Source organism: Amycolatopsis sp. YIM 10 (assembly GCF_009429145.1).
Taxonomy (GTDB): Bacteria; Actinomycetota; Actinomycetes; order Mycobacteriales; family Pseudonocardiaceae; genus Amycolatopsis.
Map to the genome: position 1 here is coordinate 4,020,287 of NZ_CP045480.1, position 13,070 is coordinate 4,033,356.

16 protein-coding genes are annotated in these 13,070 nt (G+C 70.1%); 10 read left to right on the forward strand and 6 right to left on the reverse strand.

The genetic code is table 11. The features are described from left to right. Nucleotides 1–6 precede the first annotated feature (6 nt). A complete protein-coding gene (locus tag YIM_RS19435) occupies nucleotides 7–522 on the forward strand; it encodes an SRPBCC family protein (protein ID WP_153031708.1) in 516 nt (171 codons plus the stop codon). Here YIM_RS19435 and YIM_RS19440 read toward each other — a convergent pair. The 4 genes from YIM_RS19440 to YIM_RS19455 are packed head-to-tail and all read right to left on the reverse strand — an operon-like array spanning nucleotide 500 to nucleotide 4,624. Beyond that, on the reverse strand, nucleotides 500–2,545 hold the full coding sequence (locus YIM_RS19440) for a xanthine dehydrogenase family protein molybdopterin-binding subunit (protein WP_153031709.1): 2,046 nt from the start codon (nucleotides 2,543–2,545) through the stop codon (nucleotides 500–502). The genes YIM_RS19435 and YIM_RS19440 overlap by 23 nt on opposite strands. After that, nucleotides 2,542–3,540 (reverse strand): xanthine dehydrogenase family protein subunit M, encoded by a 999-nt coding sequence (locus YIM_RS19445; protein ID WP_153031710.1) that lies wholly within the window; start codon nucleotides 3,538–3,540, stop codon nucleotides 2,542–2,544. The genes YIM_RS19440 and YIM_RS19445 overlap by 4 nt, the downstream gene beginning before the upstream one ends. 2 nt (nucleotides 3,541–3,542) lie before the next feature. Next, nucleotides 3,543–4,046 carry a (2Fe-2S)-binding protein gene (locus tag YIM_RS19450; protein WP_153031711.1) on the reverse strand — a complete coding sequence of 168 codons (504 nt, stop codon included), beginning with the start codon at nucleotides 4,044–4,046 and terminating at the stop codon, nucleotides 3,543–3,545. After that, nucleotides 4,046–4,624, reverse strand: a complete 579-nt coding sequence (locus YIM_RS19455) for a type 1 glutamine amidotransferase domain-containing protein (RefSeq protein WP_153031712.1) — start codon at nucleotides 4,622–4,624, stop codon at nucleotides 4,046–4,048. Before YIM_RS19455 ends, YIM_RS19450 begins: the two co-directional genes overlap by 1 nt. 144 nt (nucleotides 4,625–4,768) lie before the next feature. On the opposite strand from YIM_RS19455, the gene YIM_RS19460 reads away from it, so the two are divergent. Next, nucleotides 4,769–5,152: a hypothetical protein gene (locus YIM_RS19460; RefSeq protein ID WP_153031713.1), complete on the forward strand. Its 384-nt coding sequence runs from the start codon at nucleotides 4,769–4,771 to the stop codon at nucleotides 5,150–5,152. Between the two features lie 4 nt (nucleotides 5,153–5,156). Here the strand turns inward: YIM_RS19460 and YIM_RS19465 are convergent, their stop codons facing one another. Then, the gene (locus tag YIM_RS19465) at nucleotides 5,157–5,621 is read right to left on the reverse strand and encodes a DUF6098 family protein (protein WP_228004830.1); all 465 of its coding nucleotides are present in this window, start codon (nucleotides 5,619–5,621) and stop codon (nucleotides 5,157–5,159) included. A 119-nt stretch (nucleotides 5,622–5,740) separates the two neighbouring features. On the opposite strand from YIM_RS19465, the gene YIM_RS19470 reads away from it, so the two are divergent. Together YIM_RS19470 and YIM_RS19475 are read left to right on the forward strand one after the other, a co-directional pair. After that, the gene (locus YIM_RS19470) at nucleotides 5,741–6,493 is read left to right on the forward strand and encodes a thioredoxin domain-containing protein (RefSeq protein ID WP_153031714.1); all 753 of its coding nucleotides are present in this window, start codon (nucleotides 5,741–5,743) and stop codon (nucleotides 6,491–6,493) included. After that, nucleotides 6,493–7,041: a vitamin K epoxide reductase family protein gene (locus YIM_RS19475; RefSeq protein ID WP_153031715.1), complete on the forward strand. Its 549-nt coding sequence runs from the start codon at nucleotides 6,493–6,495 to the stop codon at nucleotides 7,039–7,041. The genes YIM_RS19470 and YIM_RS19475 overlap by 1 nt, the downstream gene beginning before the upstream one ends. On the opposite strand, the gene YIM_RS19480 is transcribed toward YIM_RS19475, so the two are convergent. Continuing rightward, the gene (locus tag YIM_RS19480; RefSeq protein ID WP_153031716.1) at nucleotides 7,026–7,508 is read right to left on the reverse strand and encodes a MarR family winged helix-turn-helix transcriptional regulator; all 483 of its coding nucleotides are present in this window, start codon (nucleotides 7,506–7,508) and stop codon (nucleotides 7,026–7,028) included. The genes YIM_RS19475 and YIM_RS19480 overlap by 16 nt on opposite strands. Nucleotides 7,509–7,567: 59 nt before the next feature. On the opposite strand from YIM_RS19480, the gene YIM_RS19485 reads away from it, so the two are divergent. The 6 genes from YIM_RS19485 to YIM_RS19510 all read left to right on the forward strand — a co-directional run bounded on the left by YIM_RS19485 (nucleotide 7,568) and on the right by YIM_RS19510 (nucleotide 13,054). Next, the gene (locus YIM_RS19485; protein WP_153031717.1) at nucleotides 7,568–8,617 is read left to right on the forward strand and encodes an LLM class flavin-dependent oxidoreductase; all 1,050 of its coding nucleotides are present in this window, start codon (nucleotides 7,568–7,570) and stop codon (nucleotides 8,615–8,617) included. A 143-nt stretch (nucleotides 8,618–8,760) separates the two neighbouring features. Beyond that, complete coding sequence (locus tag YIM_RS19490) at nucleotides 8,761–9,354, forward strand: DUF742 domain-containing protein (RefSeq protein WP_153031718.1); 594 nt, start codon at nucleotides 8,761–8,763, stop codon at nucleotides 9,352–9,354. A 42-nt stretch (nucleotides 9,355–9,396) separates the two neighbouring features. Then, nucleotides 9,397–10,479, forward strand: a complete 1,083-nt coding sequence (locus tag YIM_RS19495) for a low specificity L-threonine aldolase (protein ID WP_153031719.1) — start codon at nucleotides 9,397–9,399, stop codon at nucleotides 10,477–10,479. Next, nucleotides 10,476–11,087, forward strand: a complete 612-nt coding sequence (locus YIM_RS19500) for a GntR family transcriptional regulator (protein WP_153031720.1) — start codon at nucleotides 10,476–10,478, stop codon at nucleotides 11,085–11,087. Before YIM_RS19495 ends, YIM_RS19500 begins: the two co-directional genes overlap by 4 nt. Before the next feature lie 168 nt (nucleotides 11,088–11,255). Next, nucleotides 11,256–12,182, forward strand: coding sequence for a sugar ABC transporter permease (locus YIM_RS19505; protein ID WP_153031721.1), 927 nt, complete (start codon nucleotides 11,256–11,258; stop codon nucleotides 12,180–12,182). Then, complete coding sequence (locus tag YIM_RS19510; RefSeq protein WP_153031722.1) at nucleotides 12,179–13,054, forward strand: carbohydrate ABC transporter permease; 876 nt, start codon at nucleotides 12,179–12,181, stop codon at nucleotides 13,052–13,054. Before YIM_RS19505 ends, YIM_RS19510 begins: the two co-directional genes overlap by 4 nt. Nucleotides 13,055–13,070: the final 16 nt, after the last annotated feature.

A 13,070-nucleotide genomic window follows, 5' to 3' on the forward strand; every position in this document is an offset into this window, starting at 1 on the left:
GGACGGGTGCGATACGCGGAAGGGCCCTCGGCGGCCTGCGACCTGATCATCACGGCCGAGCCGGAGCGGGTGTGGGAGTTCGTCTCGGACATCACGGTGCCCGCCCGGTTCAGCCCCGAACTGCGCCGGGTGCGCTGGCTCGGCGACGCGACCGGGCCGTCACGCGGAGCGGAGTTCGAGGGACACAACGAGAACGCGGTCCTCGGTGCCTGGCGCACCATCGCCACCGTGGTCGAGTGCGACCGGCCGCGCGTGTTCGCCTGGACCGTCGCCGATCCGGACGGCCGGTTCGGCGAGGTCACCGGCGAGCCGATGGCGACCTGGCGGTTCGACCTCGAACCCGTGCCCGAGGGCGTGCGGCTGGGCCATTCGGTGCGCATCGGGCCCGCGCGGTCCGGCGTGAGCCTGGCCATCGACCGGTTCCCCGGCAAGGAAGAGGCGTTCCTCCGGCACCGCCTCGCCGATCTGCGCACGGGCATGCTGGAAACCCTGCGCGGCATCAAAGAGCTGGCCCAGGGCTGAGTCCCGGCAGCAGCTTGTCCAGGGTGACCGGCAGGTCCCGCACCCGCACCCCGGTCGCCCGGTACACCGCGTTGACCACGGCCGCCGCCGCGCCGACGATGCCGATCTCCCCGACACCCTTGGCGCCCATGGCGTTCACGTGCGGGTCGTGCTCGTCGAGCCACTCCGCGGTGATCTGCCCGGCGTCGGCGTTGGCCGCCACGTGGTACTCGGCGAGGTCGTGGTTGACCACGTGCCCGAAGCGCGGATCGAGCACGCTCTGCTCGTGCAGCGCCATCGACAGGCCCATGGTCATGCCGCCGGTCAGCTGCGAGCGGGTGGTGCGCGGGTTGATCACCCGGCCCACCGCGAACACCCCGTGCATCCGGGGCACGCGCACCTCACCGGTGTCGGCGTGCACCCTGGCCTCGGCGAACTGCGCGCCGAACGCGGACATCGCGAAGTTCTCCTGTTCCGGGTTTTCGCTCACCGAGCCCTCGGCCTCGTCGCCGTCGGCCGGGTCGGTGCCGAACTTCTCCCGGAAGACCGCCGCCGCGTCGAGCACCGCCGAACCCCAGGTGATCATGCCCGAGGAACCGCCGGCCACCGACGCGTTCGGATAGGCGGTGTCGCCGATGCGCACCTCGACCTCGTCCACCGGCACGCCGAGCGCGTCCGCGGCGATCTGCGGCAGCGTGGTCCAGGTGCCGGTGCCGAGATCGGCCGCGCCGATGTCGACGGTGTAGCGGCCACCGGAGAACCGGATCACCGCGGTGGACTCCGGCATCCGGTTCACCGGGTACACCGACGCCGCGACCCCGCAGCCGACCAGCCAGCGGCCTTCGCGCCGGGGACCGCGGTCCGCCCAGCCGAACCGCTCGGCGCCGGTGCGCAGGCACTCGGCCAGGTTGCGGCTGGAGAACGGCTTGCCGGATTCCGGGTCCTCGGCGGGGTCGTTGATCAGGCGCAGCTCGATCGGATCCAGTCCGAGCCGGTCGGCCAGCTCGTCCATCGCGACCTCGGGACCGAACATGCCGGGACATTCACCGGGAGCACGCATCCACGAGGTCACCGGCACGTCGAGCGCGGCCAGCCGGTGCGCCACCCGCCGGTTCGGCGCGGCGTACATGGTCCGCGAGGGTTTCCCGCTCTGCTCGGCGAACTCCTTGACCCTGGCGGTCTGCTCGGCCACGTCGAATGCGATCGCGGACAGCCGCCCGCTCCGGTCGGCGGCGAGCCTGGCGCGCTGGATGGTCGGCGTGCGGTACCCGGTCAGCGAGAACATCTGCTGCCGGGTCACCGCGAGCTTGACCGGCCTGCCCGGCAGCACCCTGGCCGCCATCGCGGCCAGCACCACGTTGGCGTGCGGCAGGCCCTTCGAACCGAAACCACCGCCGACGTACGGGCAGATCACCCGGATCCGCTCGGTGTCCAAGCCGAACACCTCGGCCACCTTCGCCCGGGTCGGGTGCACGCCCTGCGTGGATTCCCACAGCGTCAGCGTTCCGTCCGCCCAGAGCGCCGTGGTGGCGTGTGGTTCCATCGGATTGTTGTGGTACATCGCGGTCGTGTAGGTCTGGTCGACCGCAAAGTCCGCTTCGGCGAAGGCGGTTTCGACGTCTCCGGTGGTCTCGGCGTCGTAGTCGCCGTCGGCGGTCAGTTCCGTTTCGTGGTCTTCTTCGGCGTAGGCGACCTCGACCAGATCCGCCGCCTGCCGGGCGGTTTCCGAGGTTTCCGCGACCACGCAGCCGATCAGCTGACCCCGGAAAGCCACCTCGGCCGACTGCAAAACGGCCAGTTCACCGTCCTCTGTGGACGCCAGCCGTTCGGCGTTCGCCTCGGTGAGCACCGCGAGCACCCCGGGCAGCGCCTCGGCCGCGGCGGTGTCCAGGCGCGTCACGCGCCCGCGGGCGATGGTGGCCTGGACGGGATGGCAGTAGGCGGGCCGGTCGACCGCGGTTTCGTAGGCGTAGGTGGCGGTTCCGGTGACCTTCGCCGGGCCGTCGCGGCGGGCCAGGTCCAGTCCGATCGAGCGCGGGGTCACTTCGCCTCCCCGGTGAGGTCGCGCAGCGTGGCGGCCAGGGTGTTGACCAGCAGCGGGAGCTTGAACCCGTTGCCGCCGTCGATCCCGTCGACCGCGACGGCATCGGCGAGTTCCGCTTCGGCCGCCTGGCGATAGGTGGCTTCGGTCGCCGGTGCGTCCAGCAGCACTTCCTCGGCACGGGTCGCGCGCCACGGTTTGTGCGCCACCCCGCCGAATGCGATCCGGGAATCGCGCACGATCCCGTTCTCCACGCGCAGCGCGGCCGCGACCGAAACCAGCGCGAACGCGTACGACGCGCGGTCGCGGACCTTGCGGTACGTCGAATTCACCGCGATCGGGGCTTCGGGCAGGTCGATCGCGGTGATCAGCTCGCCGTGCTCGAGCACGGTGTCCCGATCGGGCCGGTCGCCGGGCAGCCGGTGCAGTTCCCCGAAGCCGATGGTGCGTTCCCCGACCGGGCCGAGCACCTGGACCTCCGCGTCGAGCGCGGTGAGCGCGACCGCGAGGTCCGACGGGTGCGTGGCGATGCACTCCGGCGAGGCGCCGAGCACCGCGTGGTACCGGGTGTAACCCCCGATCGCCGAGCAGCCACTGCCGGGCGAGCGCTTGTTGCACGGCGTGGTGACGTCCTGGAAGTACACGCAACGCGTGCGCTGCAAGGGATTCCCGCCGGTGGTGGCCATGTTCCGCAGCTGACCGGACGCGCCGGCGAGCAGTGCCCGCGCGAGCATCGGGTACCGCTCGCGCACGCGGCGGTCGGCGGCCAGGTCGCTGTTGCGCACGGCCGCGCCGATCCGGAGGCCGCCGTCGTGGTCGCTGATCTCCGACGAGGTCAGCGACGTCACGTCGACGACCAGGCCCGGCGAGGCCACGCCCAGCTTCAGGTGGTCGACCAGATTGGTGCCGCCGCCGAGGAAGACCGCCGAGGGATCGGCGGCCACCGTCCGCACGGCGGTGGCGGCGTCGCCGGGACGCCGGTAGTCGAAGGGTTCCATGCCTATCCGGCCGCCTCCTCGATCGCGGCGACGATCCCGGGATACGCCCCGCAGCGGCACAGGTTCCCGCTCATCCGCTCGGCGATCTCCGCCCGGCTGGGGGTGGGGGAGGTGCTGACGTCGGAGGTCGCGTGGCTCGGCCAGCCCCGGCCGAGTTCGTCGAGCACGCCGACCGCCGAGCAGACCTGGCCGGGAGTGCAGTAGCCGCACTGGAACGCGTCGTGCTCGATGAACGCCCGCTGCACCGGGTGGAGCTCCCCGTTCTCGGCCAGTCCGTTCGCCGTGGTGATTTCGGTGCCCTCGGCGGCGACGGCCAGCGTCAGGCAGCTCAGCACCCGGCGGCCGTCGGCCAGCACCGTGCACGCCCCGCATTGCCCGTGGTCGCAGCCCTTCTTCGGACTCGGATTGCCCAGGCGCTCGCGCAGCGCGTCGAGCAGCGTGGTGCGCGGGTCGGCGGGCAGCCGGTGGTCGTGCCCGTCGACCCGCAGCGTGATCTCGCCCGCCATCAGGCCGTGGCGCCTTCGTCGTGCACCCGGTGCTTGCCCTCGGCGAACTCCTCGACGATCTTCGCGCAGAACGCGGGCAGGTCGTCGGGATTGCGGCTGGAGACCAGGCCGTTGTCGTTGACCACTTCCTGGTCGACCACGTTCGCCCCGGCGTTGCGCAGGTCGGTGCGGATGCTCGGGTACGAGGTGAGCGTGCGGCCCTTGGCCACCCCGGCCTCGATCAGCGTGATCGGCCCGTGGCAGATCACCCCGACCGGCTTGCCGCTGGCGAAGAAGTCGCGGACGAAACCGACCGCGGACTCGTCCAGGCGCAGCTTGTCCGGGTTGATCGTGCCGCCCGGCAGGATCAGTGCGTCGAACTCGCCGGCCGACGCGTCGGAGACCACGCGGTCCACCGGGAACTTGTCGGCCGGGTTGAGATCGGAGTTCATCGCCTGGATCTCGCCGGGGGAAATGGAAAGCAGCGTCACCGTGCCGCCTTCGGCTTCGACCGCCTTGCGTGGTTCGACCAGTTCGACCTGCTCGACCCCGTCCGCGGCGAGCATGGCGACGGCGCGTCCGGTCAGTGTGGAGCCCATGCTGAAGTCCTTTCACGTGGGGATCTCCCGGCGGTTACCACGGTGGCCGGACGGCAAACGTCCGGCGGGCGCCGCGGCGGCGGTTTCGGCCGGGCGCGGAGTGGGTACCCGAACGCGACTCTCCCGCGAGTGAGGACCGAGCCGATGGATACGACGCGCGGCGACAACCTGGGTGGCGGACTGGTCTCGCTCGCCACCCGAGCCGAAGAACTGACCCGTTGCCTCTACTACCGCACCGTGGACCCGCACGGCGGCCCCGCGGTCGGCGATCCCGAAGAACTGAGCACGCTGCTGAGCCACCTCCGCTCGCTCACCGACAACGTCGCCCGCACCCTGCCCGGGCTCGGTGGCTGGCTGGAAGAACGCCTGCTCGCCGGGGAACTCGGGACCGAGCGGGACTTCGAAGCGCTCACCCAGTCGCTGGTCGAGGTCACCTCGGCGCTGGCGTGTGCCCGGGAGTCGGCCGCCCGTCTCGGGCGCCAGCTCGACGTCGCCGAGAACGCCAGCCGCACGCTGTCCGCTTCCTGACCCCCTACTCGGGGGACCGGTGCCGCGCCAGCGGTCCCCACTCGGGTGAATCCTGCGCGTCGACCAGTTCCTCGGCTTCGCGCAGCACGTCGTCGGAGATCCACGCCACCGGCCGGTCGCAGACCACCAGCGGCTCGTTGTCCGGTCCGCGCGCGCGTTCGCGGCCACGCAGCACCCACGGGCGCACACCAGGCCCGCGCAGTTCGCGCAGGTGCCCGTAGTCGTGCAGCCGCCTGGCCAGCCACAGCCGGACGGGGCGGTCGCCCCACCACGGCTCCACGCGCAGCGGATTGGCCGACAACCCGGGCAGCGGCACCCCGGTCAGGCCGTCCCGGCTGGACTGCGCGCCGCGGTCGCCGAGATCGGCCGCCGGGCCGGTCGACCACCGGACGTAGAGATCACTTTCCTCGGCTTCGAAGACCCGTTCCAGTGCGGCCAGGGTCGGAACGGTCGGCATGTCGTCGTGCACGCGCCGCGGAGTACCCGTGCAGGATGGTCTCAACCACGTTTTCCGGGGTCCGGGAACCAGCCACCACCGGGGGACGACCAGAATGGCGGAACCAGATCGTCTCGGAAGGTGTCAGCCGGATGTCGCGCAGTAATCGGAACAGCAATCCCGTCACGGCCAAGCGGGGGCTTTCCCCGAACCTCGTGGTCACCCTGGTGATCGTGGTGGTTGCCGTGCTGGTGCTCGGCGGGGTGCTGCTGTTCAGCGGCGGCGACGACAACGCGGACGGGGGCACCGAACAGCCCCGCGTCCCCGCCGAACTGCTGCGCAAACCGGACAGCCACACGCTGACCGAAGCTCCCGACGGCAAGGTCACGCTGGTCGAGTTCCTCGACTACCAGTGCCCGGCGTGCGCGTCGTACTACCAGAACATCACCAGCAAGATCGAGCAGGACTACGCCGGGCGGATCACCTTCGTCACCAGGAACTTCCCGCTGGAGATGCATCCGCTCGCGGTGCCCGCCGCCCAGGCCGCCGAAGCCGCCGCGCTGCAGGGCAAGTACAAGGAGATGTACCACGCGCTGTACGACAACTTCCAGCAGTGGGCGATCACCGCGGACGGCCAGAACGTCAACACCGACGAGGCCGCGGCGAAGAACCTGTTCCAGGGCTACGCCACCCAGCTCGGCCTGGACGTGGCGAAGTACCAGGCGGACCTGACCTCACCGCCGGTGCAGGCGGCCATCGAGCAGGGCCGGACCGACGGCCGGCAGGCCGGGGTGACCAGCACGCCGACGCTGTTCGTGAACGGGATCAAGTTCGAGCCCAAGGGTGAGACCTTCGGCGCGGTCGACAAGGAACTGCGCGAACTGCTCGACAAGGAACTGGGCTGATGGAAACGCCGACCCGGCGCGGGCTGGCCTGGCTCTACACCATCGGCGGCGGTATCGGGCTGATCGCCGCCGCCGCGCTGATGCTGGAGAAGCTGGCCAAGCTCAAGGACCCGGACTACGTACCGACCTGCTCGCTCAACCCGGTCGTCTCCTGCGGCTCGGTGATGGACAGCAGCCAGGCCGCGGCGTTCGGCTTCCCGAACCCGTTGCTGGGCATCGCCGCCTTCGCCGTGGTCACCACCACCGGTGTGGTCATGCTGGCCGGGTTCGAGCCGCCGCGCTGGTACCGGATCGGCATGCAGGCCGGGGCCACCTTCGGCGTGCTCTTCGTGCACTGGCTGGTCTTCGCCAGCCTGTACCAGATCCACGCGCTGTGCCCGTACTGCATGGTGGTGTGGGCGGTGACCATCCCGGTCTTCTGGTACACCACGCTCGACACCGTGCGCAGCCCGCGGCTGTCCCGCTGGCACACCGCGGTGCTCGCCGCCTGGTACGCCCTGATCGCCGCGCTCATCCTCCAGGCGTTCTGGGACTACTGGATCTCCTGAGCGTCCCGGGAATCCAGCGCGAGCCTGGCGAGCATCCGGTCGAACAGCTTCCCGAGCTGAGCGGTCTCCTCGGCCGAAAGCGGGTCGAAGAAGTAGCGCCGCACGGTCGCCACGTGATCGGGCGCGGCGGCCTCGATGGCCGCGCGGCCCGACTCGGTCAGCCGGACCATCGAGCCGCGGGCGTCGTCCGGGCACTCCTCCCTGGCGACCAGCCCGCGTTTCTCCATCCGGCTCACCTGATGGGAGATCCGGCTGCGCTCCCAGCCCGCCCGCCGCGCCAGGTCCCGGGCACGCAGCAGCCCGTCCGGCGCCCCGGACAGCGGCACCAGCAGCGTGTAGTCCGCTGTGGACAGTCCGGAATCCCGTTCGAGCTGGCGTTCCTGCGCGCCCTGCAACTCCCGCTGCAGGGCGAGATAGGCCTGCCAGACGTGCTGCTCGTCCTCGGTCAGCCAGCGCGGTTCGGTCATCGGGTCACGCTAGCACGGTTTTGTTGACGCATCATCATCTCCGGCGTACGTTGGGCCGTATGGAATTGGGGATCTACAGCTTCGCCGACCGGCATCCCGACCCGCGCACCGGCGAGCAGCTGCCGGTCTCCCGCGCGCTGAAGAACACCATCGAGCGCATCAAGCTGGCCGACGAACTGGGCCTCGGCTTCTACGGGGTGGGGGAGCACCACCTGGAGAACTACGCCAGTTCGAATCCGGCCACCGTGCTGGCCGCCGCGGCGAGCGTCACCGAGCAGATCACGCTGAGCAGCGCGGTCACCGTGCTCAGCACCGAGGACCCGGTGCGGGTCTACCAGCAGTTCACCACGCTGGACCAGCTGAGCGAGGGCCGGGCGGAGCTGCTCGCCGGGCGCGGCTCGTTCACCGAGTCGTTCCCGCTGTTCGGCGCCGACCTGGCCGACTACAACGACCTGTTCGAGGAGAAGCTCGCGCTGCTGCTGCGGATCGACCGCGAGGACCCGATCACCTGGTCGGGCCGGTTCCGGCCGCCGCTGGAGAACGCGCGGGTGCTGCCCCGGCCGTACCACCGGCGACTGCGGATCAGCGTCGGCACCGGCGGCAATCCCGAGTCGTCGATCCGGGCCGGGCTGCTCGGCCTGCCGGTGGTCTACGCGATCATCGGCGGCCGTCCCGAGCGGTTCGCGCCGCTGGTCGAGCTGTACCGGCGGGCGGGCGAGTCCGGCGGGCACGAGCCCGGTGAGCTGAACGTCACGATGAGCGCCATCGGCCTGATCGCCCGTGATTCGCAGGACGCCAAGGAGGCGTTCTACCCGTACTGGCTGGAGACGATGAAGTACGGCGCGCGGGCCCGCGGCTGGCAGGTGCCCACCCGCGGTGAGTACGACGAGTTCGCCCGCGGCGCGCAGTCGATCTTCGCGGGCAGTCCGGACGAGGTGGCCGAGCGGCTGATCTCGGTGGGGAGGCTGGTCGGCGCGAACCGGTACGCGCTGCAGATGGACTGGGCCGGCGTGCCGCACGCGCGGGTGATGACCGCGATCGAGTTGCTCGGTACCGAGGTGCTGCCCCAGGTCCGCAAGGAACTGGCTGATCTTGGTGGCGCTGGGTAACGATCCACTTCGGACGGGTCACGCCGGGCCTTTCCCGTTACGCACAACCGGTGATCTCGGCCGGTAACCCCCCGCCGATCTCTGGTGTTTCCGGCGCGGGCGTGGTTTGGTCGATGCCCCAAGGGCCGGACCACGGAGTTGTGATGGGTGCGCACAAAAAATCCTCGTTGTGGTCCGGCATGTCCCAGCTGTCCTTCGGCGGGTGGGGTGACTACCAGCAGTGGGCGGATCACGACTTCCAGCCCAGACCGGTGGACGAACCGCCACCATCACAGCCGGTGACCGAACAGGCCCCACCGCCGCCGCCCCCGCCCGCGCCGGAACCCGAGCCCGTCCCGGTGCCCGAACCCGAATCGGTCGAGGAGTTCGTGGACGAGAACGACGACGCCGGGGACTTCATCCGCGCCCGGCCGTACGTGCGCACCGGTGGCCGCACCGGCACCAGGCACGACCTGCGGGTCGAGGTGATGGTCAGCACCAAGCGCGGGGTCCGGCTGGACCGGACCCGGCTCTCGCGCGACCACCTGCTGATCTGCGAGCTGTGCCGCCACCCGCTCTCGGTCGCCGAACTGGCCACGCACCTGCGCAGCCCGCTCGGCGCGGCCAGGGTGCTCATCGGCGACGCGCTCGACCTCGGCCTGCTGGAGATGCGCGCCAACCAGCAGCTGACCGAGAACGGCCGACCGCCGATGGACCTGATGTACCGGGTGCTCGAAGGCCTGCACCGGCTCACCTGAAACCGCATGCGATTCTGACCGATCGCATGCAATCCTGAGGGCATGCACCTCAGAGACGATCCGGGCTGGCGCGCGGACACCCGATTCCTGTCCCACCACGAGCGGCTCTCGGCCGCCGAATGGCTCGACCGGCTGCGCGAGGCGCCCGGGGTGGACGCCCTGCCGGACATCTACAACGAGGGTCCCGGCCTGCGTGAACTCGAGGCCGAGGTGGCCGGGCTGCTCGGCAAGCCCGCCGCCCGGTTCGTGGCCAAGGGCGTGATCGCGCAGCAGGCGATGCTGCGGGTGTGGACCGAACGCAGCGGCACCCCGGTGGTCGCGCTGCACAGCCGCAGCCACATCGAACTGGACGAGGACGGCGGTTACCAGCGGCTGCACGGGCTGGTGCCGGTGCGGCTGGGCACCTGGAACCCGTTCACCGCCGCCGAACTGGACGCCGTCGCCGAGCGGATCGGCGTGGTGGTGGTCGAACTGCCGATCCGGCGGTCCGGGCACAAACTGCCGTCCTGGACGGAGCTGACCGCCATCTCGGCGTGGTGCCGCGAGCGCGGGGTGCCGCTGCACTTCGACGGCGCCCGGCTGTGGGAGAGCGCGCCGTTCTACGGCCGTTCGCTCGCGGAGATCGCGGCGCTGGCGGACTCGGTCTACGTGTCGCTGTACAAGACCATCGGCGGCCTCGGCGGCTGCGTGCTCGCGGGTGAACCGGCGCCGATCGCCAGGACGCGGCCGTGGACCACCCGGCACGGCGGCAATCTCTACACCGTGTTCCCGTACGTGCTCGCCGCGCGTGCCGGGTTGCGCGAGCACCTGCCGAGAATGGCGGAATACCGCGAACGCGCGCTCGGCCTCGCCGCCGCGCTGGCCCGGGTGCCCGGGGTGCGGGTCGCGCCGGAACCACCGCACACCAACGCTTTCCAGGTCTACCTGCCGGGCACGCCGGACCGGCTCACCGCCGCGAACCGGAAGCTGCTGGAGCGGGAGAACGTGTGGTTGTTCGGCAACTTCACCGAAAGCCCGGTCCCCGGGCTCACCATGGCCGAGGTCGGCGTTGGCAGCGCGACCGCCGCGTTCACCGACGACGAGGCCGCCGGCCTGTTCGCCGCGTTGCTCGACGAGGCGCGATGACGCGGGACGAACTCGAAGAACTGCTGCGCACCCGGATCCTGGCCGCGGAAATCGCGCCGGGGGAGCGGATCAACGAAAGCGCGGTCGCGGAGGAACTCGGCGTCAGCCGCACGCCGGTGCGGGAAGCCTTGCTGCGCCTGGAAGGTGGCGGTCTGGTCCGGTTCGAGCGCGGCCGCGGTTTTCTCGCCGCCCCGCTCAGTGCCGAACAGGTGCGGGAGACCTATCCGATCATCGCGCACCTCGAAGTGCTGGCTGTCACCGCCACAGGGGCCGCTTTGCGTGGCCTGGCCCCGAAACTGGCCGAGACCAACACCGCGTTCGCCGCCGTGGAAACCGCCGCCGAGGCCCACGAACTCGACGCGGCGTTCCACCGGATCCTGGTTTCCCGCTGCGGCAACCGGCGGCTGATCGGGCTGATCGGCGGCCTGTGGCGCGACATCCTCCGGTACGAGCACGTCTACTTCGCCGACGCGCACGACCGCCACCGATCAGCGCTCCAGCACGCGGCGATCGTCGACGCGGTGGCCGCCGGAGAAGCCGAGATCGCCGCGCGGGCCGTCGCGGACAACACCACGGAGTCGATGCACCTCCTGCTCGACCGACTGTGAAAGCGCTTCCCCTGATCGGCCTATTCGAAACTTTCGAATAGGCCGATCAGTTATTACCGCACTTCACATGGTGATTGTCCGAATCCTTGACGCGGGTGAGCGCGCCGGTTAGTTTTTGGTCGCGATAGTTTCCGATAGTTTCAGGAAACTGCCCTCGAGGAGGACGGCGTGACCGCACGAACCGGCCCGAGCCGCCGCCAGCGGTTCTCACGGGACCGGTTCCTGGTGCTCGCCGCGCTGCCCGGCATCACGCTGCTGATCGTCTTCCACTACGTGCCGCTGCTCGGCAACGTGATCGCGTTCAAGGACTACCAGCCCTATCTCGGCATCCTGGAAAGCCCGTGGGTCGGCCTGGCCAACTTCGAGGGCATCTTCACCGGCGACCCGGTGTTCCTCAACGCGCTGACCAACACCCTGGTGATCACCCTGCTCCAGGTGATCGTGGTGTTCCCGGTGCCGATCGCGCTGGCGCTGCTGCTGGACAGCCTGGTCTCCGAGCGGCTCAAGCGGGTGGTGCAGAGCGTGCTCTACCTGCCGCACTTCCTGTCCTGGGTGATCGTGGTGGCGATCTTCCAGCAGATGCTCGGGGATTCGGGGCTGCTCAACGGTTTCCTGCGCGAGCACGATCTCGCCACGGTGAACGTGATCGGCTCGCCGGAGCTGTTCAAGGCGCTGATCACCAGCCAGGTGCTGTGGAAGGACGCCGGCTGGGCGACCATTCTCTTCCTGGCCGCACTGTCGCGAATAGACACCACGCTGTACGAGGCGTCGGCGGTGGACGGGGCCGGGCGGTGGCGCCAGCTCTGGCACGTCACCCTGCCCGGCCTGCGCGGCATCATCGTGCTGCTGCTCATCCTGCGCCTCGGCGACGCGCTGACCGTCGGCTTCGAGCAGATCATCCTGCAGCAGGCCGCGGTCGGCGCCGAAGCCAGCGAGGTGCTGGACACCTACGTCTACAACAACGGCATCCTGGCCGGCAGCTGGGGCGTCAGCGCGGCGGTCGGCCTGGTCAAGGGGCTGATCGGGGTGACGCTGGTGCTGGGCGCGAACAAGCTGGCGCACCGGTTCGGCGAGCAGGGGGTCTACCAGCGATGAGCGCGCTCGAAGAACCGTCCGCGCTGGCGAAGGCGGTCAAGGCCGTGGTGCTCACCGCGTGCTGCGCGGTGGTGGTCGTGCCCTTCCTCGGCATCGTGGCCACCAGCCTGGCCAGCCGCGAGGACGTGACCAACGCCGGTGGCTTCGTGCTCATCCCGCGCTCGATCAACTTCGATGCCTACCAGGCCATCCTGTCCGGGGGAGTGGTCACAAGGGCGGTGCTGGTCAGCCTGTTCGTCACGGTGGCGGGCACGTTGCTGAGCCTGACCGCGACCACGCTGCTCGCCTACGGGCTGAGCCGCCGCGGGACCGTGCTGCACCGGCCGTTCCTGCTGGTGGTGCTGATGCCGCTGCTGTTCACCCCCGGCATCATTCCGAGCTACCTGATCGTGAAGAGCCTCGGTCTGCTGGACAGCTACTGGTCGCTGATCCTGCCGGTGCTGGTGAACGTGTTCAACGTGATCGTGCTGCGCGCGTTCTTCATGGAACTGCCCGGCGAGATCATCGACAGCGCGCGCGTGGACGGCGCCGGGGACGGGCTGATCCTCTGGCGCATCGTGCTGCCGATGAGCAAGGCGGTGCTCGCGGTGATCGCGTTGTTCTACGCGGTGGCCTACTGGAACTCGTTCTTCAGCGCGCTGCTCTACCTCAACGACACCGCGAAGTGGCCACTGCAACTGGTGCTGCGGACCTATGTGGTCAACCAGTCCCAGCTCGGCGTGGACCAGCTCGGCTCCGGCGCGGAACTACCGCCCGCCGAGGCCGTGCAGATGGCCATCCTGGTGCTTTCGATCGTGCCGGTCCTGCTGGTCTATCCGTTCGTGCAGCGCCATTTCACCAAGGGGGTGCTGATCGGCGCGGTGAAGGGCTGAACCCACCGAAGGAGAA

Coding starts and splice junctions, on each gene's coding strand:
- YIM_RS19445 (WP_153031710.1), bottom strand. CDS start 3,540: ATGGAACCCTTCGACTACCGGCGTCCCGGCGACGCCGCCACCGCCGTG.
- YIM_RS19450 (WP_153031711.1), bottom strand. CDS start 4,046: ATGGCGGGCGAGATCACGCTGCGGGTCGACGGGCACGACCACCGGCTG.
- YIM_RS19455 (WP_153031712.1), bottom strand. CDS start 4,624: ATGGGCTCCACACTGACCGGACGCGCCGTCGCCATGCTCGCCGCGGAC.
- YIM_RS19460 (WP_153031713.1), top strand. CDS start 4,769: ATGGATACGACGCGCGGCGACAACCTGGGTGGCGGACTGGTCTCGCTC.
- YIM_RS19470 (WP_153031714.1), top strand. CDS start 5,741: ATGTCGCGCAGTAATCGGAACAGCAATCCCGTCACGGCCAAGCGGGGG.
- YIM_RS19475 (WP_153031715.1), top strand. CDS start 6,493: ATGGAAACGCCGACCCGGCGCGGGCTGGCCTGGCTCTACACCATCGGC.
- YIM_RS19480 (WP_153031716.1), bottom strand. CDS start 7,508: ATGACCGAACCGCGCTGGCTGACCGAGGACGAGCAGCACGTCTGGCAG.
- YIM_RS19485 (WP_153031717.1), top strand. CDS start 7,568: ATGGAATTGGGGATCTACAGCTTCGCCGACCGGCATCCCGACCCGCGC.
- YIM_RS19490 (WP_153031718.1), top strand. CDS start 8,761: ATGGGTGCGCACAAAAAATCCTCGTTGTGGTCCGGCATGTCCCAGCTG.
- YIM_RS19495 (WP_153031719.1), top strand. CDS start 9,397: ATGCACCTCAGAGACGATCCGGGCTGGCGCGCGGACACCCGATTCCTG.
- YIM_RS19500 (WP_153031720.1), top strand. CDS start 10,476: ATGACGCGGGACGAACTCGAAGAACTGCTGCGCACCCGGATCCTGGCC.
- YIM_RS19510 (WP_153031722.1), top strand. CDS start 12,179: ATGAGCGCGCTCGAAGAACCGTCCGCGCTGGCGAAGGCGGTCAAGGCC.